The following is a 20,421-nucleotide window of genomic DNA, read 5'->3' as shown; positions in this document are numbered from 1 at the left end:
GCCGCGGCCTACGACGTCTCTCGCACCGGCGCGGGCGCGGCCTCTTCCTCCTCCACTACCGCCTCGCTCAGCTGCCAGCCACCTCGGCGGCGCAGCACCACCAGGTAGTACACCAAAGCCAGCAACGCGATCGCCGCGGTGACGATGAGACTCGGCCGCCCGATCACCGGGTCGGTCGCGTTCACGTACAGCACGAACGCCAGCGCGACCAACGCGACCACCGGCGCGATCGGGAACCCGGGCATCCGGTACTTCGCGCCCGCGGTCGCTCCGGAGCGACGGCCGATGATCGCGCCGAGGCACAGCGCCGCGTACACGGCGACGATCGACGTGCTGGTCACGACTGTCAGGATTTGCGGGTCCACAAAGCACAGTGCGGCGGCGATGACTCCAGTCGCCAGCGTCGCGACCCAAGGGGTGCCGAATTTCGGGTGCACCGCGGCCAACGCACGGTTCATCGCCTTCGGCCACGCGCGGTCCCGGCCGCTGCTGAACACCAGCCGGGAGCTGATCAGCACGATCGCCAGCACCGCGTTGATGATGGCGAGCGCTACCGCGAGGCTCAGCACAGTGTCGAGCGTGCTGCCCCCGCGAGCCTGCACGAAATAGGACAACATGTTGGGAGAGTTGAACAAAGTGCCGAGATCCGGCGCTCCCATCAGGACCGCGGTGACCGGGATCAGCTCGGCCAGCACGGTGACGCCAAGTCCCATGAGGACAGCCCGCGCCACACCGCGTCCGGCGTCCTTGGTTTCCTCTCCAAAGTAGACAGCGGAGCCATAGCCGTTGTAGGCGAAGATCGCGATCGCCGTCGCGATCATCACCGCGCTGATCGTCGCCGGACCGCCGCCCGGGGCGACCGGATGCGCGAGCAGATCGGTGAACGGCCGCGCCGGGCGGACGAGGCCGAGCATCGCGACCACGGCCAGCGCCAGCAGCTCCACCGCGAGGAAAACCCCGGTGACCCAGGCGTTCAGCTTGATGTCGAACACCGCGACGATCGCGGCGAGCACACACGTCACCGAAGCGACGACCGCTGGGGAGACGCCGGGCAGCACCACGCTCAGGTACGTGCCGACGCCGAGCGCGATCACCGCGACGATCAGCACCTGCGTCACGATCATGATGCCCAGCACCATGAACCCGGGCAGTTTGCCCAGCGTGCGGGCGGCGATCGCGTACTCGCCGCCCGCGCTCGGGAAGGCCGAGCCCAGCTCGGCGTAGACGAAGGCCATGAAAACGCCGACCACGGCGGCGGCGAGGAAGGCGTAGAAGGCGCCCGATCCGGCGCCGGTGAGGACGCCCGGCGCGATGACGAACACCGAGGACGCCGGGCTGATCGCGGAAAGCGTGATCAGCAGCATGCCGAGGGTGCGCAACCCGCGGCGCAAGACAGGGGTGGACAACGCTGGCCTCCATCAAGTCGTGACGTTGTTTGAATGGAACTCAGATAACCAGCCGGGCGTTCAGCTAAGGCCCTCAAGCGCGCCACGTCAAGGGTTCACGGCACGGAAACGACACAGGGGGGTTGCGTTTTTCGAGATTTGTTCAAAGAATCAAGGCATGGCAAGACCGAGCAAGGCCCCCGAGCGGCGGGCGGAACTGGTGGCCGCGGCGCGGCACGCGGTCGTCGAACGCGGCGTGCTGAACCTGAAGCTGCGCGACGTCGCCGACCACGCCGGCATGTCGCCGGGTTCCCTGTTGTACTACTACCCTTCCCTGAGCGACTTGCTCGAAGACGTGCAGCAGGAGGCCGTCGAACGCTTCTGCGTAGCGCGCGAAGCTGCGGTTGCCGCCGAGGCCGATCCGCGGGCTCGGCTGCGCGCGATGATCGGCAGCGGCCTGCCGAACGGCAAGAACGACGAACTGTGCGTGCTGCTGTATGAGCTGGGCACCATCGCCCGCCGCGAACCGGCGTACGCCGCGCGGCACATCGCGCTGTACGAACGCCAGGTCCGCGGATATGTCGGCATCCTGGAAGCCGGTGCGGCGACAGGGATTTTCGACCTGACCGACGACCCGGTCACCATCGCGCGCAACCTCGTCACCCTGGAAGACGGGTACGGACTGCACCTGACGCAAGCAGTGCCGCCGCTCGACCGCTCCGTCGCCGAGGCGATGGTGCTCGCGTACGCCCGCGTTTCGACCCGATGCTCCTTGGAGGGCCCCGCATGACCCGCGCCCGCGACCTAGGCTTGCCCCTCGGCGGAAAGCCCGGCCCGCACAACGCGATCACTGATATCCCAGGCGTCGAGGTTGGCTACACCACCTTGATCGAAGGAGATTCGGTGCGCACGGGCGTCACCGCGATCCTGCCGCGCGGCCGGGACCAGTTCGACGTACCGTGTTCCGCGGGCACTTTTTCGTTGAACGGCAACGGGGAAATGACCGGCCGCGCCTGGCTGGCCGAGACCGGGTCGCTGACCTTGCCGGTGCTGATCACCAGCACGCACTCGGTCGGGCAGTGTCATCGGGGGACGATCGACTGGGTGCTGCGCGAACGCCCGGACGCCGCGGCGGAGTGGCTGCTGCCGGTGGTCGCGGAGACCTGGGACGGGTATCTCAATGACGTCAACGCCCCGACCATCCGGACTGAGCACGCTGTAGCCGCTATCGACGCGGCTGCTTCGGGTCCCATTGCCGAGGGTTCGGTAGGCGGTGGCACCGGGATGACGTGCTACGGGTTCAAGGGCGGCACCGGCACTTCGTCGCGGGTTGTCGCTCACGGTTCGGACAGCTATACCGTGGGCGCGCTGGTGCAGGCGAACTTCGGAAGCCGTCCGGAACTCACCGTGGCCGGGTCGCCCCTGGGGGCCGAACTCGCCGACGACAACCCCATGGCCGACACCAGCTGGCTCGCTCCGGCCGGTGCCGGTTCGGTGATCGTCGTGATCGGCACCGACGCTCCCCTGCTGCCCGGGCAGTGCACCGCGCTGGCCCGGCGGGTGCCGTTGGGGTTGGCGCGGACGGGGACCACCGGGTCGCACTTCTCGGGAGATCTGTTCCTGGCGTTCAGCACGGCTAATGCGGGCGCTCTGACCAGCCATTTCCCCCGGCCGGACGATGAGCCGTACGAGAGCATGCGGTTTGTTCCGTGGGGTGCGATCGATCCGTTCTTCGAGGCGGTGGTGCAGACGGTGGAGGAGGCGGTGCTGAACGCGCTGGTGGCGAACGAGGAGATGACCGGACACCGAGGACACCGGGTTCCGGCGCTTCCCCTGGCGCGCTGGGGGGCCTAGAGCAGGCGCGGCGGGCTCGCCCGGGCGCTTGGCTGACCACGCGCCGCGCCTGGGCGAGCCGGAGCTTCGGCACAGAGACCCCGCCCCCGCCGAAAAAAGCCTCGTGAGTGCCTGGGTCCTTCGGGCTTAGGCACTCACGAGGCCCATATCGGCATCCCGAGCACAGGCTGGACATTGAAATATTCAGCCTGTGCTCGGGATGCTTTACATCCGCTCAGATCGTTTGTTAAGTACTGAAGGTTTTTTTGAAGCGTCTTCGTCTCGAGCACGAGCGCAGCCGCACTCACCAGCGTGGTCGCCACCAGCCAGCTAGCGTGCGAGAGCACAGCGGTTCCGGAGACGTCTGACAAGACACGCGCTCCTCCCGCCCACACGATGAGCAGCGCAATGGTCATCTTCCGCGCCAGCTTGGCCTGCACAAGCACAGCTTCGCACAGCACCCTCCACGGCGACGACATGCCAGCTCAAAGACAGGTCGCGCCCGACTCCCATCGGCATCGCCCAACCTCGCCAGAACCAGCCAGGCCCGCACCTCTTGCCCCGCACCGCCAGGATCGTATATCTTTTGAGATATCTTCCTCTCCCGACGACATCCGGGCAGGTCAACCCCCATGAGTTCCGTATCGAGCGCTACCCCGCCGGAGCGGCCGGGCAAGGTCATCGCGCTTCATCTGAACTATCCGTCCCGCGCGAAGCAGCGTGGGCGGACCCCGGCGAAGCCCTCCTACTTCGTCAAACCCACCACCTCGATCAGCTCCTCCGGCACCCCGATCGAGCGCCCGGCGGGCACTGAGCTTCTCGCGTTCGAGGGCGAGATCGCGCTGATCATCGGCAAGCAGGCCCGGCGCGTCACGCCTGAACAGGGCTGGGACCACGTCGAGAGCGTCACCGCCGCCAACGACTTCGGCGTATACGATCTGCGGCACGCCGACGGCGGTTCCAACCTCCGCTCCAAAGGCGGTGACGGCTTCACTCCGCTCGGTCCGGCCACGATTCCGGCCGCCGAGGTCGACCCCAGGAACCTTCGCGTCCGCACCTGGGTCAACGGCGAGCTCGTCCAGGACGACACCACCGAAGACCTCATCTTCGACTTCGGCACGCTCGTCGCCGACCTGTCGCAGCTGAGCACGCTCGAACCCGGCGACGTCATCCTCACCGGGACCCCGGCCGGGTCGTCCGTCGTGAAGCCGGGCGATACCGTCGAAGTGGAGGTCAGCCACGGCGAGAAGACCACCGGACGGCTGATCACGCCGGTGGTAGAAGGCACCGCGCCGCTTCCAGAATTCAGTGCTCAGCCCAAAATCGACGACAATCAGCGCGAGCAGGCTTACGGCGACCGGGAATCCGCAGGACTCCCGGCGGAGTTCGTGCTCACCGAAGAACTCAAGACCAAGCTCACCAGCGTAGGCACTGCAACGCTTTCCGCTCAGCTGCGCAAAAACGGCTATAACCACGTCTCCATCGACGGTCTCGGCTCCACCCGCCCGGACAAGAAACTCATCGGCCGGGCAAGGACACTCCGCTACGTCCCGTTCCGCGAAGATCTCTTCAAAACGCACGGCGGCGGTTTCAATGCTCAGAAACGCGCCATCGATTCCCTCAACCCCGGCGACGTCCTGGTGATGGAGGCCCGCGGGGAAAAGGGAACCGGCACGATCGGCGACATTCTCGCCCTGCGCGCCCAGGTCCGCGGCGCGGCGGGAATCGTCACCGACGGCGGCGTTCGCGACCTGGCGGCGGTGGCAGCGCTGGACATTCCGACGTACCACTCCGGCCCCCATCCGGCGGTGCTCGGCCGCCGCCACGTTCCTTGGGACATCGACATCACCATCGCGTGCGGTGGCGCGACCGTTCAGCCGGGCGACGTGATTGTCGGCGATTCCGACGGCGTGCTCGTGATTCCGCCGCACCTGGTGGAGAAAATCGCGGACGCGGCGATCGAACAGGAACGCCAGGAAACGTTCATCGCGGAACAGGTCGCGAACGGCGAAAGCGTCGACGGCCTCTACCCGATGAACGACCACTGGAAGGCCAGGTACGCCCAGTGGCGCCCGTAGCAGGCGAAAGCAAATCCCAGCGCGCGTACCGCTGGATCAAGGACCGGATCGCCGACCGGACGTTTGGTCCCGGCTATCGCTTGGTGCTGGGGCAAATCGCCAAAGAGCTGGACGTCAGCGTCGTTCCAGTGCGCGAAGCGATCCGGCTGCTCGAAGCGGAAGGGCTCGTCACGTTCGAGCGCAACGTCGGCGCGCAAGTGGTGATGGTCGACGAGACCGCTTACGAGCACACCATGCAAACCCTTGCCCTGGTGGAAGGTTTCGCCACCTCGCTGTCCGCGCCGAAGCTGTCCACTGAGGACATCGAACGGGCGCGCGCGGTCAACGAGCAGATGCGGCTGTCGCTGGAGAACTTCGAACCGCACCGGTTCACCGAATTGAACCAAGAGTTCCACTCTGTCCTTTTTGAACCGTGCCCGAACCCGCACGTGCTCGACCTCGTGCACCGCGGCTGGCACCGGCTGGCGTCGCTGCGCGATTCGACGTTCAGCTTCGTCCCGGGCCGCGCGCACGAATCGGTCAAGGAACACGAACAACTGCTGGTGCTGATCGAGCAGAACGCCGACCCGCTCGAACTCGAGCTGGCCGCGCGCCGGCACCGCACCGCGACCCTCGACGCCTACCTCGACCGGCGGGCCGCCCCGCCCGCCGAAGCTACCCGGAAGGACCCCACCCCATGAGGTTCCGCAGTACCCCGAACGCCATCACCGGCTCGATCGCGCCGCTGATGACCCCGTTCACCGCGGACGGCGCGGTCGACCACGAGAGCCTGACCAACCTCGTCAACTGGCAGCTCGCGTCCGGTTCGCACGGCGTCTCGATCGGCGGCTCCACCGGCGAACCCGGCGCGATGACGCTGGCCGAGCGCGCGGAGACGATCCGCACCGTCGCCAAGGCGGTGGACGACAAGGTGCCGTTCATGCCCGGGACCGGTTCGGCGAAGCTCGACGAGACGCTGGAGCTGACCTCCGAAGCGCGCGACGCGGGCATCGACGCCGCGCTGATCATCACCCCGTATTACGCGCGGCCCACCCAGGAAGCGCTCTACCGCTGGTACGCCACGGTCGCGAAGGAATTCCCGGACCTGCCGATCGTCGCCTACAACGTGCCGAGCCGGACGTCGGTCGACCTCGCCCCGGAGACGGTCGCGCGGCTGTTCCGCGATTTCGACAACTTCGTCGGGATCAAGGAGACCACCAAGGACTTCGAGCACTTCTCGCGCATACTTCACTTGTGCGGCAAGGAATTGCTCGTCTGGTCCGGCATCGAACTGCTGTGCCTGCCGCTGCTTTCCCTCGGCGGCACCGGTTTCGTGAGCGCCACCGCCAACATCGCCCCGGCCGCCAGCGCCGAGATGTACCGCGCGTGGACCGAGGGCGACTTCGACCGCGCCCGCGAGATCCACTACGGCCTGCACCCGCTGGTCGACCTGCTGTTCGTCGAGACCAACCCGGCTCCCGGCAAATGGGTGCTGGAGCAGCGCGGGCTCATCCGCTCGGGCTTCGTGCGCCCGCCGCTGATCACCCCGACCGAACCGGGCATCGCCCGGATCACCGAACTGATGCGCCAAGGCGAGCAGTACCTCTCGCCCGTCGACGGCTTCACCGTGGAAGGAAAGTGACCATGACCGCGCACTACGTGCCGGAGAACCTGCCGGAGCACATCCGCCACTACATCGGCGGAGCGCCGGCCGACAGCGTCTCGGGCGAGACCTTCGAGGTGCTCGACCCGGTCACGAACAAGCCGTACATGACGGCTTCGGCGGGCAAGGCCGAGGACATCGACCTCGCCGTCGCCGCGGCCAAGAAGGCCTTCGACCACGGCCCGTGGCCGAAGATGCTGCCGCGCCAGCGCGCCCGGATCCTCAACAAGATCGCCGATCTCGTGGAGAGCCGCGACAAGCAGCTGGCCGAGCTGGAAACCTTCGACACCGGCCTGCCGATCAAGCAGGCGCTCGGCCAGGCGCAGCGCGCGGCGGAGAACTTCCGGTTCTTCGCCGACCTTATCGTCGCGCAGGCCGACGACACCTACAAGGTGCCCGGCCGCCAGGTCAACTACGTCAACCGCAAGCCGGTCGGCGTCGCCGGGCTGATCACGCCGTGGAACACGCCGTTCATGCTGGAGAGCTGGAAGCTCGCGCCGGCGCTGGCGTCCGGCTGCACCGTGGTGCTCAAGCCCGCCGAGTTCACGCCGCTGTCGGCGAGCCTGTGGGCGGACATCTTCCGCGAGGCCGGCGTGCCGGACGGGGTGTTCAACCTCGTCAACGGCCTCGGCGAGGAAGCGGGCGACGCGCTGGTCAAGCACCCGGACGTCCGGCTGATCTCGTTCACCGGCGAAACCACCACCGGCGAAACGATCTTCCGCAACTGCGCGCCCGGGCTCAAGGGCATGTCGATGGAGCTGGGCGGCAAGTCCCCGGCCGTCGTGTTCGCCGACGCGGATTTCGAAGCGGCGCTGGACTCCACGCTGTTCGGCGTCTTCTCGCTCAACGGCGAACGCTGCACGGCGGGCAGCCGGATCCTCGTGGAGCGCCCGATTTACGAGGAGTTCTGCGCCCGGTACGCCGAACGCGCCCGGAACATCGTCGTCGGCGACCCGCACGACCCGGCCACCGAAGTCGGCGCGCTGGTGCACCCGGAGCACTTCGACAAGGTGATGGGCTACATCGAAATCGGCAAGACGGAAGGGAAACTGCTCGCCGGCGGCGGCCGTCCGGAGGGACTGGACACCGGCAACTACGTGGCTCCGACGGTATTCGCCGACGTGAAGCCGGACGCGCGGATCTTCCAGGAGGAAATTTTCGGCCCGGTCGTGGCGATCACCCCGTTCGACACCGACGAGGAAGCTCTCGAACTGGCCAACAACGTCAAGTACGGCTTGGCCGCCTACGTCTGGACCGCCGACCTGACCCGCGCGCACACCTTCGCGCAGAGCATCGACGCCGGCATGGTCTGGCTGAACTCGCACAACGTGCGCGACCTGCGCACGCCGTTCGGCGGGGTCAAGGCGTCCGGCCTCGGCCACGAAGGCGGCTATCGCTCGATCGACTTCTACACCGAACAGCAGGCCGTGCACATCACGCTCGGCGACGTGCACACGGCGCGCTTCGGGGCCGGGAAGGACAAGGCATGACCACGACCCCACCGGACGTCATCCGCTGCGCCTACGCGGAACTCGTCGTCAGCGACCTGCAAGCGTCGCGAGAGTTCTATGTGGACGTTCTCGGCCTCGTCGTGACATACGAGGACGACCAAGCGATATATCTGCGCGCGTTTGAGGAATACCTGCACCATTCGCTGATCCTGCGGAAGGGTGCGGAACCCGCGCTGGCCGTGCTCGCGTACCGCGTGCGCAGCGAAGGCGAACTCGACGTCGCCGAGGCGTACTACCGGGAACTCGGCGTCGAAGTGCGCCGCGTCCCGGCGGGCACGACGCGCGGCATCGGCGAAGCGGTGCGCGTGCTGGACCCGCTCGGCTTCCCGATCGAGTTCTTCTATGAGGCCGAGCACGTCGAGCGGTTCACCCAGCGCTACGACGTGCACGGCGCGGGCGCGCTGTCGCGGCTGGACCACTTCAACGTGAACACGCCGGACGTCCCGGCAGCGCGGGCGTACTACGAGGGCCTCGGTTTCCGGGTGTCGGAGGACATCCGCGACGACGAGGGCACCGTGTACGCGGCGTGGATGTTCCGCAAACCGACCGTGCACGACGTCGCGCTCACCGGCGGTGCGGGACCCCGGCTGCACCACATCGCGTTCGCGACGCACGAGCGGCACCAGATCCTGCACATCTGCGATCACCTCGGCGCGGTGCGGAAATCGGACCAGATCGAGCGCGGCCCCGGCCGGCACGGGGTGTCGAACGCGTTCTATTTGTACGTGCGTGACCCGGACGGGCACCGGATCGAGATCTACACCCACGACTATTACACCGGCGACCCGGACAACCCGGTGATCAGCTGGGACGTGCACGACAACCAGCGCCGCGACTGGTGGGGCAATCCGGTGGTGCCGAGCTGGTACACCGAGGCCTCGCGGGTGCTCGACCTGGACGGGAAGCTCCAGCCGGTCGAGGAACGCACGGAAACGAAGGAAATGGACGTGACCATCGGCGCGGACGGGTTCTCCTACACCCGCGCCGGCGGGGCCGAGCAGGGTTTCAAACTGGGCGAACAGGTCTAAGGTGCGTCCCGTCCGTGAGGGGAACCCTGGTTTCCCTCACGGACACTCAGCGGTACCGGCACTTCGACGGAGAGGTGACATGATGACGGCTATCTTGCAGACGCCGACCACGGTCGCGCAGGACTTCACGGAGTTCCGGTCCGCTGTCCTGCGATCGTTCGTGCCGCTGCAGGTGAGCACCGAGCACCGCGACCGGTTCCACGGCAGGCTTCGCACGCACGAGGCGGGCGAGATCGCGCTCAGCGAGATCACCGCGTCGCCGCACGCGGTGGAGCGCACGCCGGAACTCATCGCCCGCGCCGACCGGCCGTGCTACAAGCTGAGCGTCATGCTGGCCGGCACCGGCATCCTCACCCAGGACGGCCGCGAGGCGGTGCTGCGGCCCGGCGACGTCGCGCTGTACGACACGAACCGGCCGTATTCGCTCGTGTTCGAAGAGAATTTCCGGACGCTGGTGCTGATGTTCCCGCAGCAGCAGGTTGACCTGCCACGCGATCTGGTTGGTCAGCTCACCGCGGTGCGGATGTCCGGGCGCGAGGGCGTCGGCAACGTGGTGGTGCCGTTCCTGGCGCAGCTGGGCGGAAATCTGGACGTGCTGTCGAGCCCGGTGGGCGTGCGGCTGGCGCACAACGCGGTCGACCTGCTCACCACCATGCTGGCCACCGAACTCGACCTGGACCGCACGGCCGCCGACCCGCACCACGATCTGATGCGGCGGATCCGCAGCTACATCGACGCCAACCTGTCCCGATCCGATCTCGGTCCGGCGCAGATCGCCGCGGAGCATTACATCTCCACGCGGCATTTGCACGGGTTGTTCCAGGAACAGGGAACGACGGTCGCGGGGTGGATCCGGCAGCGGCGGCTGGAGCATTGCCGCCGGGACCTGCGGGATCCGTTGCTGGCGGCACGTCCGGTGGCGGCGATCGCGGCGCGGTGGGGATTTGTCGACGCGGCGCATTTTTCGCGGGTGTTCCGCGCGGCGTTCGCGCAGTCGCCCAGTGAGTTGCGCGCCCGCGGCTGACCCGATCCACGACACTCACGGCGCTCCCGGTCACCGGGGGCGCCGTTGTCGTTCCACCGCGAATCCGCTGGTATTGACCGCGAGCGTCCGGGAGTTGCCCGCCAGCGCATGAACATTCGCTCCCGGGCCGGGACGCGGCGAGCATGATGGGCATGTCCGACCCTTCCCCTGACGAATGGCGCACCTACGACGAGTTCGCCGCCGGGATCGACACCTACCGGCTGCCCAACGCGGACCTCTCCGGGCGGGAACTCACCGTCACGCTCGACGACGGAGCGAAGCTCGAACTGCGGTTCCTCGACAGCGAACGGCTTACCTGCAACGGCGTCGAGGACCCGTACGACGCGGTCGCCGTGCGTCCCGACGTCTTTTTCGTGAACTTGCCGCTGACGAGCGTCGAGGGCGAGGCCCTTACCGTCGTCTACTCGACCACCACGCATCGCGCGCTCACCGTGCGGTCGGTGATCGGCGACGAGGACATCGAAGGCACGCCACGGGTTTCGCAGACCTTCCACGCCGGCACCACCGACGGCGGCGAGCCGACCGGAGACGTGCCCGGTCCGTCGCGGGACCTCATCGGCAAGCGCAACGTCTACCGCTACAGCCCGAACCACCTGTACGAGCACGTCTACCTCTCCTCCGAGCGCTACTGCTGGCAGTGCGTCGAGGGTGTGCAGCGCGGGCACGGCGACGTGGACCTGTCGACCGTCTGGAAGTTCGCCGACGGCCTGTACCTGTTCTGCTTCCGCGAATTCCGGATCGCGGTGGCCAGCGTGTGGCTGCACGACCTCGGCTACGACCTTCGCACCACCGGCGTTTTCCTCGGCATCACCGGCGACGGCCGGTCCGAGCATTCCCGCGCGGGCGGGCACATCTACCCGCTCGGCTCGATCAGCTACCCCGACGTCCAGCCTGTCTAAGGAGTTCTCCCGTGTCCAATATGGACGTGATCACCGCGCACTACGAGGCCAGCGACCGCGGCGACCTCGACGGCATGCTCGCCCCGATCGGCCCCGAAACCACCTGGACCGAGGCCGCCGGATTCCCCTACGCGGGCACCTATACCGGCCCGGACGAGGTGCGGCGCAACGTTTTCGAAGCGATCGCGCGCGACTGGGACGGCTACACGTTCACCTTGTCCGCGCTGCTGGACGCTGGAGACTCGATTGTCGGTCTCGGCACGTACACCGGCACGAATCGCAAGTCCGGCAAGGCTTTCACCGCCCGGGTCGCGCACGTGTGGAAGTTCGACGGCGACAAGGTCGCGAGCTTCGAGCAGATCGTCGATTCCGCCCCGGTCGCCGCGGCGACCGACTGAACCTCCCGCGCGACGGCGGTGCCGGTCCTTCCCCCGGCACCGCCCCCGTTCTCTCTCCCCTCCCCCCTCTGGTCATTGCGGACCGGAAAGCCGAGCCATGATGAGAAAGTTCCTGCCCGCGCTCGCCTCGGCCGTGCTCGTCACGCTGGTCGCGGCGGGCTGCGCGGGCACCGCCGATCCGAACGGACCGATCGTGGTCGGCTCGGTCAACGCGTTGAGCGGACCCGCCACTTTCCCGGAATCCTCCCAGGCCGCCAAGGCCGTGTTCGACGCGGCGAACGCGGCGGGCGGCGTGCACGGGCGCAAGATCGAATACCACGCCATCGACGACAAGGGCGATCCCGCCGCCGCGGCGGCCGCCGCGCGCGAAATCGTCGGCGGCGACCAGGCGGTGGCGCTGGTCGGTTCGTCCAGCCTCATCGAATGCCAGATCAACGCCAAGTATTACCAGCAGGAAAAGGTGCTGTCGATCTCCGGAATCGGCGTCGACCCGTCGTGCTTCACCAGCCCGAACATCGGGCCCGCCAACGTCGGGCCGTTCCATGACATGACACTGACCCTGCTGTACGGCTCCGAAGTGCTGCACCTGCAAGACATGTGCGCGCTGCTAGAGATCGCCGGGAACACGCTGCCATCTTACCGCGCGGCCATCGACGAATGGTCGAAAATCACCGGCAAGAAACTGAAGTACGTCGACGCGACCGTGCCATACAACGGTTCCGATTACACGCCCTACATCGTCAAGGCCCGTGCCGCCGGGTGCAAAGCCGTGACCGTCAACCCGGTCGAGCCCGATTCGATCGGCCAGCTGAAAGCCGCGCAGGCACAGGGCTGGAAAGACGTGACCTGGCTGCTGCTCACGAGTGTCTACAGTGAACAGTACGCGAAGGCGGTTTCGGACGCCGGTGCCGGGGTTTACGTTCCCGCCGAGTTCTACCCGTTCACCGACCCCTCGAGCCCGCGCACCAAGGAATGGCGGGATCTCATGACCCGCAACAACATTCCGCTGACCTCGTTCAGCCAGGGCGGTTACCTCGCGGCGAAGTACTTCCTGCAGGTGCTCAACGGCATGCAGGGCGAAATCACCCGGGAATCGGTGACGAAGGCACTGCGTGAGATGAAGCCGATCTCGGACCCGATGGTCGGCACGCCGTATGTGTTCGGTCCCGGGCAGACGCATCACGACAACATCGCGGGCTGGCCGGTGAAGCTCGCGACGGGCGCCAACCGGTGGCAGATCGCCGGTACCGACTGGCTGCGGATCCCGCGGCGCTGACCCGATCCGGTCTGGAAAGAGGAGACTGCAATGGTGCAGGGAGCGCTGGCCGGACTTGCCGCCGGCGGGCTTTACGCGGTGCTGGCGGTGTGCTTGACTCTGATGTCGCGGCTGGTCCGGGTCGTCAACTTCGCTCAGGCGGCCACCGGGATGTTCGGCAGTTACGTCGGGGTGGCGCTGTCGGTCCACGGCGGACTGCCGGAATGGCTGGCAGTGGTGCTCGGCGTGCTGCTGGGCGGGGTGCTGAGTGTGCTGATCGGCTGGGTCGTCTCGACCTGGCTGGCCGAAGCGGGCACTGGCACCCGTTCGGCCGTCACGGTCGCGGTGCTGCTGCTGTTGATCTCGCTGTCGTTCATCTTGTTCGGCAACAAACCGCAGCCGTTCCAGGCGTTGCTGGCCGGTCCGGCCTTCACCGTCGGCGGGGTGGTGATCAGCCAGGTGACGGTCGTGACGGTCGCGCTGGCTGTGGTGATCGCCTTCGCTGCGCGGCTGATACTGACAAAAACGCCCGTTGGTATCTCACTGCGTGCTTTGTCGGAACGCCCGACAACAGCTGAGCTGTTAGGCATCCCCGCGAAACGTCTCAGTGCGGCGGTGTGGGGCGCCACCGGACTGATCAGCACCATCATCATCGTGATTGTCGCTCCGTCCCAGTCAAACGACGCCACCTCGCTGTCGATGCTGGTCGTTCCCGCCGCCGCGGCGGCCCTGCTCGGCGGGTTCCGCCGGCTGGACCTCGCCGTCGTCGGCGGGCTGGTGCTCGGCATGCTGCAAGGCGCGCTCGCACAGGTCGACCAGCTTTCGGTAGTGCGGAATTTCGTCCCGTTCCTGGCCATCGTCGGCCTGCTCGTGTGGTCTCAGCGCAAGGAGGTGTGGGATGCAGCTCGCTGACCGGGGCGCAGTGTCCCGCTTCGGAACCCCACTGGTCGTCGCGGTGGTCGCGGTATTAGCCGGAATCGGCCTGACCGTCGGCCTCAACGGCTACTTCGCCTACCTCGGCATCAGCGTCGTTGTAGCCGCCATCGCCCTGCTCGGTCTAGGCGTGGTGACCGGCAGCGCGGGCATGATCTCCTTGTGCCAGTTGACCTTCGGCGCGATCGGCGCGTGGGTCGTCTCCGCGCTGAACGTCGTTCACGCCCCCGGCGGCTTTCTCTTCTGGCTGCTGTTGGGCGGTCTGGCGGCAGGCGTGGTCGGTGTCCTTATCGGACTCCCCGCACTGCGGCTGCGCGGCATCAACCTGGCGGTGGTGACGCTCGGCCTGGCCGCGGCCGCCGACGTGACCCTGGTGGAAATCCAGTTCCCCGGCACCACCGAAGGCGTTTCAGTGGACCGGCCGTCCTTGGTCGCCGACGACAACGCGTACTTCCTGCTCTGCGTCATCGTCCTGATCGTCTGCGCCTTGCTCGTGCACTTCCTCCGGCGCGGTCCGTGGGGCAGCAGCTGGGCCGCGGTGGCGTTCTCCGAACGCGGCACCGCCGCGGCAGGCGCGAGCGTCCGCACCGCCAAACTCTCCGCCTTCGCAGTCAGTGCCACTCTGGGCGGCATCAGCGGCGGCCTGCTCACCGCACAGGTCGGGTTCGCGTTCCCGACCAGTTTCGCTCCGCTGCAATCGCTGGCGTTGTACGTGCTGGCGATCATGTCCGGTGCGCACCTGATTGATATGGCAGTGTTCGGCGCAGTCCTTTGGGTTGCTGTACCAGAGCTGTTGAAGCGATGGGGCGTACCGCAGGACTGGGGCTACGTGATCTTCGGCCTGCTGGGCATCCAAGCCCTGGCTGGCCGCGGCAACCTGGGGACCGCGATCCGCGAACTGTGGCGTCGTCGCTCGCGGGCCAGCGCCGGGGTGCAGATCACTGCCTTGGACGAGGAACCTCCGCGCCTGCCGCCTGGCGAGCCGGTGCTGGTCGTCCGCGGCCTGAGCGTCACCTTCGGGCAAGTCAAGGCATTGTCCGGAGTGGACTTGGCCGTTCCGAAGGGCGGAGTCCTCGGCGTCATCGGGCCGAACGGCGCGGGAAAGTCCACTTTGGTCGACGCCATCAGCGGCTTCCTGCCGCAAGCCGAAGGAACCGTGGAACTGGCCGACCGTCCGCTCACCGGCAATCCGACGCAGCGCGCCCGCTCCGGTCTCCGCCGGACGTTCCAGCAGGACCGGGTCCCAGCAGGACTGACGATCGAGGCCTACGTCCGCTTCGTCGCCCGCCGGCGCCCGCCCGCCGCCGAAGTCGCCGCCGCACTGGAGTTCTTCGGCTGCCCGCCAGCAGCGACACCGCTGGATCGCGTCGACGTGGGCGCGCGCCGCCTGGTCGAAGTCGTGGGCCATCTGATGGCGAAACCCCAAGTGCTGCTTCTGGACGAACCGGCGGCGGGCCTGCCGCACGAGGAACACGTCGCTTTCGGCGAACGTCTGCGCCAGGTTCCGGCCAGATTCGGTGTCTCGGTGCTGATCATCGAACACGACCTGGACCTGGTCCGGTCGGTCTGCGACACCCTGACTGTGCTCGACTTCGGCGAGGTGCTGGCGAGCGGCCCGCAGGCGGAGGTGCTGGCCGATCCGGCGGTTCTGAAGGCCTACCTGGGCGAAACGGAGATGCTGTGAGCACGCTGCGAATCGAGAACCTGACCGTCACGCGCGGTGCGGGTCCGGTCATCGCCGACGTCGGGTTGACGCTGGAGCCAGGCAAGATCACCGCACTGGTCGGCCCGAACGGCGCGGGCAAGACCAGCCTCTTGGAAGCCCTGTCCGGCGTGATTCCCGCCGCGACCGGCACTATCCACGTTGGACACACGGACGTCACGAAACATTCGCGGGTGGCCAGAGCACGGCTCGGACTGGCGCACGTGGAACAAGGACGGGCGGTCTTCGCGGGCCTGACCGTCCTGGAAAACTTGCGGCTGACCGCCAAAACCCCAGCGGGCGTCGAGGAAGTCCTCGCCCTTTTCCCGGAATTGGAGAAACGCAAGAACTCCCCCGCCGCGCTGCTGTCCGGCGGCGAGCAGCAGATGGTAGTCCTGGGCCGGGCGTTCGCCGCGAAACCCCAGTTCCTGCTGATCGACGAGATGTCGCTGGGCCTGGCCCCGGCCGTGTTCACCAGGCTCCTGCCCGCGGTCACCGAATTCGCCAACGCGGGCGCGGCGATTCTCCTGGTGGAGCAGTTCACCCACCTGGCACTGAAAGTCGCGCAGGAAGCCCTGGTCGTCTCGTCCGGCAAGGTCACCTACTCCGGGGAGTCCCAGCCCTTGCTGGACAACCCGGACACCCTGCACCAAGCGTATCTGGGCACCAGCTGACCCGGGGTGCGGACGTTCCGCGGTGGGACGTCCGCACCCCGGCCGGTCAGCCTTCCCGGATGGTCATCTTGGCGATCCGGTCGCCGTCGACGTCGAAGACGAATTTCGACCGGCCGTTGGCGTGGTTGCTCCGCCAGTCCCCGACCACGGTGACGACGTCGCCGGAGACGGTGACCTCTTCCGGGGTCAGGACGCCGCGCGAGCCGATGAACTCGACGTCGCTCCAGCCTTTGATTCCGGCGCGCCCGGCGAACGACCGGCCCCAGTCGTCCACGACGCCGTTTTCGGTGAAGGCGTCCAGGAACGCGGCGTCGTCGTGCCGGTTCACCGCGTCGACGAACGACGCCACCGGTTCCGGTATCTCCACTTCGGACATAGCGATTCCCTTGCTGTCGCGGGTGAAACTCAGCGCGTGGTGTAGCCGCCGTTGGCGAAGATAGTCTGCCCGGTGATCCACCAGCCGGACGTCGCGAGGAACGACACGATCGGGGCGATGTCCTCGATCTTGGTCAACTGCCCGCCCATCGCCTGCGATTTGTGGAATTCGACCCGTTCCGGGGTTTCCTGGCCGTAGAAGAACGGCGTGTCCATCGGGCCGGGCCCGACCGCGGTCACCGAGATCCCGCGCGGGGCGAATTCCTTCGCCGCGGCACGGGTGAAGTGCTCGACCGGGCTTTTGCCGCCCGCGTAGGTCGAGTACCCGTCGGTGAACGCCGCGAGCAGGCTGGTCACGATCGTGATGATCTTGCCGCCGTCGGCGACGTTCTTGCCCGCTTCCTTGATGAAGAAGTACGCCGCCTTCGAGTTGATGTCGAACATCGAGTCGTACTCGTCCTCGGTGGTCTCGACGATCGGCTTGCGCAGCACCTTGCCCACCGTGTTCACCGCGACGTCGATCTTTCCCAGCGCGGCTTCGGCGTCCACGAACAGCTTCTCCACGTTCGCCGGGACGGTCAGGTCGCCGGTGAGGACGACGCCCTTCCCGCCCGCCGCCTCGACCGCGGCGAGAGTCTCCTCCGCCTGCGGACGGGTCGACTCGGAGTTGTAGTGGATCGCGACGTTCGCGCCGGCCTCGGCGGCCTGCCTGCTGACGAGCCCGCCCAGGTTCTTCGCCCCCGCGGCGACAAGGACGTTCTTGCCGTTGAGCGTGTGATCGGTCATGCGCACCTCTCTTTATCGCTGATATGCACGACTGTATCACTGCAATACAGACTACTGTAGCGGTGTGACACAGATTGCGAACGCGGATACGCGGACCCGGCTCCTGGACGCCGCCGCCGAGCAGGTCGCCGCGACCCCGGGCGAGGACATCTCGCTGCGCGCGATCTGCGCTCAAGCCGGCGTGAAAATGCCGACGCTGTACCACTTCTTCGGCAGCAAACAGGGCTTGCTGGACGCGGTGGTCGAGCGCGGTTTCGACCTGTACCTGGCGGAAAAAGGCGCGCACGAGCCGTCCGGCGACCCGATCCAGGACCTGCGCGACGGCTGGGACGCGCACGTCGCCTTCGGGATCGCGAATCCCGGCTTCTACACGCTCATGTACGGCCAGGTTCGCCCCGGCTACGCACCCGAGGCGCAGGAACGGCCCAGCGCGATGCTGCGCGCCCTGACCAGGGCCGCCGCCGACCAGGGACGGCTCACGGTCCCGCCGGACCAGGCGGCCGCGCACATCCTCGTGGCGAACATCGGCGTCACGCTGCGGCAGATCATCCTCGCCGAGGAGGACCGCCCACTCTCGGTAGCGGTCAGGGAAGGTGCGATCGCCGCAATCACCGGCACTGCCGCCGCCGACCGGCACGCGGAGATTCACCGCGTGCTGGAACACGCCGCGGCGAATCCGGGCATTTTGGGGGCCGCGGAGACTCAACTGCTGACGAAGTGGCTGCGGACGCTGGCGGAATCAGGCTGATTCTGCGGGCGTGTCCGCGGTGATGGGGGTGGGCCGTGGTGTTGAGATATCAGCTGGGGTCGCGCCGGATCGCGGATACGCACCCGTCGGAAGTCCCCGCCTAGCTCGCCGCCGGGCGATCACTCCGGCCAGGAAGCGGATCTCCCTCAGCCGGATCCACGGCGAAGCCGGAGAGTCACCTGCGATGCTGAGATATCAGCTGGTCCTGCGCCGGATCCGAACCCACCGAACCTCCCCGCCTAACCAACCACCGCGCGATCAATCCGGCCAGGAAACGAGTCCCTCTCAGGCGAGTCCACGGCGAAGCCAGAGGGTCACCTCCGAAGCTGAGATATCAGCTGGTCCTGCGCCAGATCCGAACCCGCCGGACCTCCCGCCTAACCAACCACCGGGCGATCAATCCGCGCCGGAAACGGCTCCCCCTCAACCGAGTCCGCATCGAAGACAGGCGTCGTCCCCGCCATGCTGAGATATCCGTTGATACTCCGCCGAATCGCGAACCCGTATCCGTCGGAAGTGCTCGCATAACCGGCGGACAGCGGCGGTTCCGCGTGGAACTCCGTCGCCCAGCCCTGGTCGCGCCACGAACGCATCGTCAGGTCGAGGTACTGATCAGCCGTCTCGGCGGTGGCTCCGAGCACCCAGTAGGCGATGTCGAACATGCGCCGGGATTCGTCGCGGCCGTAATCGTCGGACAGGGTCACCCCGTTGTGGAACACCGCCTTCGGCAGGTCCGGATGCCGCAGCACCAGGGCCGATCCGGACGGCAGCGTCCGGAGGGTTTCGGTGAAATATCCCAGCAATCGCGCCCGGGCGGCGGCTTGCGTCGCTTCTGGCGGCATGGCGTCAGATCGCCGGACGTCGGTTGGCCGCCTCGCGGAGGACTGCAGCGGCGGCGTTGCGCACGTCGTCGAGGACGCCGGTGAGCCACTGTTGCGTGTCGGCGTCTTTGAACTGGCTGTCCACCACGCCAGTGAGGACGGTGGCGGCTCGCGCCATCGCGGCGGCGAGCGTGCCAGCGGCGTCGGCCACGTTCTCGACCCCATCGTCGCCGTAAGCGTCGGACACGATCGCCACCGGCACCCGGTCGACGTTGTAGAAGGTCGTGCTGGCGTCGCGCGCCGCGGCCAGGAGGGCGAACACCCGGTCGGCGAGCGCGTCTCGCGCGCGCTCGACCGGGTGCCGCGGGTAGGTCATGGCCTCGTGCCCGAGCAGTCCTTCGACTTCCCGGGCTATCGCGACGGCCTTGTCCGCGAACCGCTGGTTGGCTGTCGCGGTCTTCTCGGCCCAGTCGCGCTCGAACGTCATCCGGCCATTATGGGGCTACATTCCGGCCCGCTCGAAGGCCAAGGTGGGCAAGTCGACCGCGTGCGCCCCGCCATCGGCGACCAGCACCGCACCGGTGATGTACGACGACTCCGAAGACCCGAGGAACCGCACGATGGAAGCGATTTCCTCCGGTTCCGCCGGACGCCGCAAGGGCACCTCGGCCGTCACCCTGCGATACCCCTCGTCGTGCCCGCCGTCGAACCCGGCCGCCTCCGCGAACTGCTCCATCTCGCCGTCCGCCATCGGCGTCCGGACCCACCCCGGGCACACCGCGTTTGCCCGGACTCCGCGCGGCCCGTAGTCCCGCGCGATAGACCGGGTCAAGCCGATCAGCGCGTGCTTGGCCACGGTGTACCCGGCGACATTCGGCCCGGCGAACAACCCGGCCAGCGAAGAAACGATCACGACCTGCCCGCCGCTTTCGACGAGCGAAGGCAATGCCGCCCGGCAGAACACGAACGCACTGGACAAATTGGACCGGAGCGCGATTTCCCACTCCTCGTCCCCTGTGTCCACCACCGAAGACAACCCGTGCCCGCCGGCGTTCGCGACGATTACGTCCAACCTGCCGTACTTCTCGAGGATCTCCGCGATCGCCGCCTCCGCGTCCTCCCGGACGCTGGCGTCGCAAGCGATCACGTGCGCACCGGTCTCCGCCGCTACCTTCTCCAGCGGCTCCCGCCGCCGCCCCAGGACCACGACCTGCGCACCTTCGCCGGCGTACCGCCGGGCAACCGCGGCCCCGATGCCCGTCCCTCCGCCGGTAATCGCCACGACTCGCGTGTCTGCCATCGTTTTTC

General features: G+C 67.5%; 22 protein-coding genes. 15 read left to right on the top strand and 7 right to left on the bottom strand.

Annotation, left to right across the window (positions count from 1 at the left end):
- Window positions 1-8: 8 nt before the first annotated feature.
- Window positions 9-1,406 carry an APC family permease gene (locus ACZ63D_RS13265; RefSeq protein ID WP_465354528.1) on the bottom strand — a complete coding sequence of 466 codons (1,398 nt, stop codon included), beginning with the start codon at window positions 1,404-1,406 and terminating at the stop codon, window positions 9-11.
- 157 nt (window positions 1,407-1,563) lie between these two features.
- Between ACZ63D_RS13265 and ACZ63D_RS13260 the strand changes: the two genes are divergently transcribed.
- Both ACZ63D_RS13260 and ACZ63D_RS13255 read left to right on the top strand, forming a co-directional pair.
- Window positions 1,564-2,175, top strand: coding sequence for a TetR/AcrR family transcriptional regulator (locus tag ACZ63D_RS13260; RefSeq protein WP_465354527.1), 612 nt, complete (start codon window positions 1,564-1,566; stop codon window positions 2,173-2,175).
- Entirely contained in the window at window positions 2,172-3,239 is a 1,068-nt protein-coding gene (locus tag ACZ63D_RS13255; RefSeq protein WP_465354526.1) for a DmpA family aminopeptidase, read from the top strand. The genes ACZ63D_RS13260 and ACZ63D_RS13255 overlap by 4 nt, the downstream gene beginning before the upstream one ends.
- A gap of 134 nt (window positions 3,240-3,373) precedes the next feature.
- Here ACZ63D_RS13255 and ACZ63D_RS13250 read toward each other — a convergent pair whose 3' ends face one another.
- Complete coding sequence (locus tag ACZ63D_RS13250) at window positions 3,374-3,634, bottom strand: hypothetical protein (RefSeq protein ID WP_465354525.1); 261 nt, start codon at window positions 3,632-3,634, stop codon at window positions 3,374-3,376.
- Window positions 3,635-3,850: 216 nt separating this feature from the next.
- Between ACZ63D_RS13250 and ACZ63D_RS13245 the strand changes: the two genes are divergently transcribed.
- From ACZ63D_RS13245 to ACZ63D_RS13190, 12 genes are all read left to right on the top strand, one after another.
- Complete coding sequence (locus ACZ63D_RS13245; protein WP_465354524.1) at window positions 3,851-5,296, top strand: fumarylacetoacetate hydrolase family protein; 1,446 nt, start codon at window positions 3,851-3,853, stop codon at window positions 5,294-5,296.
- The gene (locus tag ACZ63D_RS13240; protein WP_465354523.1) at window positions 5,284-5,976 is read left to right on the top strand and encodes a GntR family transcriptional regulator; all 693 of its coding nucleotides are present in this window, start codon (window positions 5,284-5,286) and stop codon (window positions 5,974-5,976) included. Before ACZ63D_RS13245 ends, ACZ63D_RS13240 begins: the two co-directional genes overlap by 13 nt.
- Window positions 5,973-6,917: a 4-hydroxy-tetrahydrodipicolinate synthase gene (gene dapA / locus ACZ63D_RS13235; protein WP_465354522.1), complete on the top strand. Its 945-nt coding sequence runs from the start codon at window positions 5,973-5,975 to the stop codon at window positions 6,915-6,917. The genes ACZ63D_RS13240 and dapA overlap by 4 nt, the downstream gene beginning before the upstream one ends.
- A 2-nt stretch (window positions 6,918-6,919) precedes the next feature.
- Window positions 6,920-8,428 carry a 5-carboxymethyl-2-hydroxymuconate semialdehyde dehydrogenase gene (gene hpaE, locus ACZ63D_RS13230; protein ID WP_465354521.1) on the top strand — a complete coding sequence of 503 codons (1,509 nt, stop codon included), beginning with the start codon at window positions 6,920-6,922 and terminating at the stop codon, window positions 8,426-8,428.
- Entirely contained in the window at window positions 8,425-9,477 is a 1,053-nt protein-coding gene (hpaD, locus tag ACZ63D_RS13225; protein ID WP_465354520.1) for a 3,4-dihydroxyphenylacetate 2,3-dioxygenase, read from the top strand. The genes hpaE and hpaD overlap by 4 nt, the downstream gene beginning before the upstream one ends.
- A gap of 82 nt (window positions 9,478-9,559) precedes the next feature.
- The gene (locus tag ACZ63D_RS13220) at window positions 9,560-10,501 is read left to right on the top strand and encodes an AraC-like ligand-binding domain-containing protein (protein ID WP_465354519.1); all 942 of its coding nucleotides are present in this window, start codon (window positions 9,560-9,562) and stop codon (window positions 10,499-10,501) included.
- A gap of 152 nt (window positions 10,502-10,653) precedes the next feature.
- A complete protein-coding gene (locus tag ACZ63D_RS13215) occupies window positions 10,654-11,421 on the top strand; it encodes a MoaF C-terminal domain-containing protein (protein WP_465354518.1) in 768 nt (255 codons plus the stop codon).
- An 11-nt stretch (window positions 11,422-11,432) separates the two neighbouring features.
- The gene (locus tag ACZ63D_RS13210; RefSeq protein WP_465354517.1) at window positions 11,433-11,819 is read left to right on the top strand and encodes a nuclear transport factor 2 family protein; all 387 of its coding nucleotides are present in this window, start codon (window positions 11,433-11,435) and stop codon (window positions 11,817-11,819) included.
- Between the two features lie 97 nt (window positions 11,820-11,916).
- A complete protein-coding gene (locus ACZ63D_RS13205) occupies window positions 11,917-13,095 on the top strand; it encodes an ABC transporter substrate-binding protein (RefSeq protein ID WP_465354516.1) in 1,179 nt (392 codons plus the stop codon).
- 30 nt (window positions 13,096-13,125) lie between these two features.
- The gene (locus ACZ63D_RS13200) at window positions 13,126-13,986 is read left to right on the top strand and encodes an ABC transporter permease subunit (RefSeq protein WP_465354515.1); all 861 of its coding nucleotides are present in this window, start codon (window positions 13,126-13,128) and stop codon (window positions 13,984-13,986) included.
- A complete protein-coding gene (locus ACZ63D_RS13195) occupies window positions 13,973-15,691 on the top strand; it encodes a branched-chain amino acid ABC transporter ATP-binding protein/permease (protein WP_465354514.1) in 1,719 nt (572 codons plus the stop codon). Before ACZ63D_RS13200 ends, ACZ63D_RS13195 begins: the two co-directional genes overlap by 14 nt.
- Window positions 15,688-16,383 carry an ABC transporter ATP-binding protein gene (locus ACZ63D_RS13190; protein ID WP_465354513.1) on the top strand — a complete coding sequence of 232 codons (696 nt, stop codon included), beginning with the start codon at window positions 15,688-15,690 and terminating at the stop codon, window positions 16,381-16,383. The genes ACZ63D_RS13195 and ACZ63D_RS13190 overlap by 4 nt, the downstream gene beginning before the upstream one ends.
- Window positions 16,384-16,429: 46 nt before the next feature.
- Here the strand turns inward: ACZ63D_RS13190 and ACZ63D_RS13185 are convergent, their stop codons facing one another.
- The gene (locus ACZ63D_RS13185; RefSeq protein ID WP_465354512.1) at window positions 16,430-16,759 is read right to left on the bottom strand and encodes a nuclear transport factor 2 family protein; all 330 of its coding nucleotides are present in this window, start codon (window positions 16,757-16,759) and stop codon (window positions 16,430-16,432) included.
- Window positions 16,760-16,788: 29 nt separating this feature from the next.
- Entirely contained in the window at window positions 16,789-17,544 is a 756-nt protein-coding gene (locus ACZ63D_RS13180; protein WP_465354511.1) for an SDR family oxidoreductase, read from the bottom strand.
- Window positions 17,545-17,608: 64 nt separating this feature from the next.
- On the opposite strand from ACZ63D_RS13180, the gene ACZ63D_RS13175 reads away from it, so the two are divergent.
- Complete coding sequence (locus ACZ63D_RS13175; RefSeq protein ID WP_465354510.1) at window positions 17,609-18,292, top strand: TetR/AcrR family transcriptional regulator; 684 nt, start codon at window positions 17,609-17,611, stop codon at window positions 18,290-18,292.
- Between the two features lie 377 nt (window positions 18,293-18,669).
- Here ACZ63D_RS13175 and ACZ63D_RS13170 read toward each other — a convergent pair whose 3' ends face one another.
- The 3 genes from ACZ63D_RS13170 to ACZ63D_RS13160 are packed head-to-tail and all read right to left on the bottom strand — an operon-like array spanning window position 18,670 to window position 20,413.
- The gene (locus ACZ63D_RS13170) at window positions 18,670-19,134 is read right to left on the bottom strand and encodes a hypothetical protein (protein ID WP_465354509.1); all 465 of its coding nucleotides are present in this window, start codon (window positions 19,132-19,134) and stop codon (window positions 18,670-18,672) included.
- A gap of 4 nt (window positions 19,135-19,138) precedes the next feature.
- Entirely contained in the window at window positions 19,139-19,600 is a 462-nt protein-coding gene (locus tag ACZ63D_RS13165; RefSeq protein WP_465354508.1) for a hypothetical protein, read from the bottom strand.
- 15 nt (window positions 19,601-19,615) lie between these two features.
- Window positions 19,616-20,413, bottom strand: a complete 798-nt coding sequence (locus tag ACZ63D_RS13160) for an SDR family NAD(P)-dependent oxidoreductase (RefSeq protein ID WP_344286145.1) — start codon at window positions 20,411-20,413, stop codon at window positions 19,616-19,618.
- Window positions 20,414-20,421: the final 8 nt, after the last annotated feature.

This window comes from Amycolatopsis sp. NPDC104775 (genome assembly GCF_055583325.1).
Note: the sequence above shows the minus strand (reverse complement) of the source record. Positions and strands in the feature narration are given on the sequence as shown.

Excerpts from the sequence above, each read along its gene's own strand:
- ACZ63D_RS13260 (WP_465354527.1), top strand. The coding sequence starts at position 1,564 with ATGGCAAGACCGAGCAAGGCCCCCGAGCGGCGGGCGGAACTGGTGGCC.
- ACZ63D_RS13255 (WP_465354526.1), top strand. The coding sequence starts at position 2,172 with ATGACCCGCGCCCGCGACCTAGGCTTGCCCCTCGGCGGAAAGCCCGGC.
- ACZ63D_RS13250 (WP_465354525.1), bottom strand. The coding sequence starts at position 3,634 with ATGACCATTGCGCTGCTCATCGTGTGGGCGGGAGGAGCGCGTGTCTTG.
- ACZ63D_RS13245 (WP_465354524.1), top strand. The coding sequence starts at position 3,851 with ATGAGTTCCGTATCGAGCGCTACCCCGCCGGAGCGGCCGGGCAAGGTC.
- dapA (WP_465354522.1), top strand. The coding sequence starts at position 5,973 with ATGAGGTTCCGCAGTACCCCGAACGCCATCACCGGCTCGATCGCGCCG.
- hpaE (WP_465354521.1), top strand. The coding sequence starts at position 6,920 with ATGACCGCGCACTACGTGCCGGAGAACCTGCCGGAGCACATCCGCCAC.
- hpaD (WP_465354520.1), top strand. The coding sequence starts at position 8,425 with ATGACCACGACCCCACCGGACGTCATCCGCTGCGCCTACGCGGAACTC.
- ACZ63D_RS13220 (WP_465354519.1), top strand. The coding sequence starts at position 9,560 with ATGACGGCTATCTTGCAGACGCCGACCACGGTCGCGCAGGACTTCACG.
- ACZ63D_RS13215 (WP_465354518.1), top strand. The coding sequence starts at position 10,654 with ATGTCCGACCCTTCCCCTGACGAATGGCGCACCTACGACGAGTTCGCC.
- ACZ63D_RS13205 (WP_465354516.1), top strand. The coding sequence starts at position 11,917 with ATGATGAGAAAGTTCCTGCCCGCGCTCGCCTCGGCCGTGCTCGTCACG.
- ACZ63D_RS13200 (WP_465354515.1), top strand. The coding sequence starts at position 13,126 with ATGGTGCAGGGAGCGCTGGCCGGACTTGCCGCCGGCGGGCTTTACGCG.
- ACZ63D_RS13195 (WP_465354514.1), top strand. The coding sequence starts at position 13,973 with ATGCAGCTCGCTGACCGGGGCGCAGTGTCCCGCTTCGGAACCCCACTG.
- ACZ63D_RS13185 (WP_465354512.1), bottom strand. The coding sequence starts at position 16,759 with ATGTCCGAAGTGGAGATACCGGAACCGGTGGCGTCGTTCGTCGACGCG.
- ACZ63D_RS13180 (WP_465354511.1), bottom strand. The coding sequence starts at position 17,544 with ATGACCGATCACACGCTCAACGGCAAGAACGTCCTTGTCGCCGCGGGG.
- ACZ63D_RS13170 (WP_465354509.1), bottom strand. The coding sequence starts at position 19,134 with ATGCCGCCAGAAGCGACGCAAGCCGCCGCCCGGGCGCGATTGCTGGGA.
- ACZ63D_RS13165 (WP_465354508.1), bottom strand. The coding sequence starts at position 19,600 with ATGACGTTCGAGCGCGACTGGGCCGAGAAGACCGCGACAGCCAACCAG.
- ACZ63D_RS13160 (WP_344286145.1), bottom strand. The coding sequence starts at position 20,413 with ATGGCAGACACGCGAGTCGTGGCGATTACCGGCGGAGGGACGGGCATC.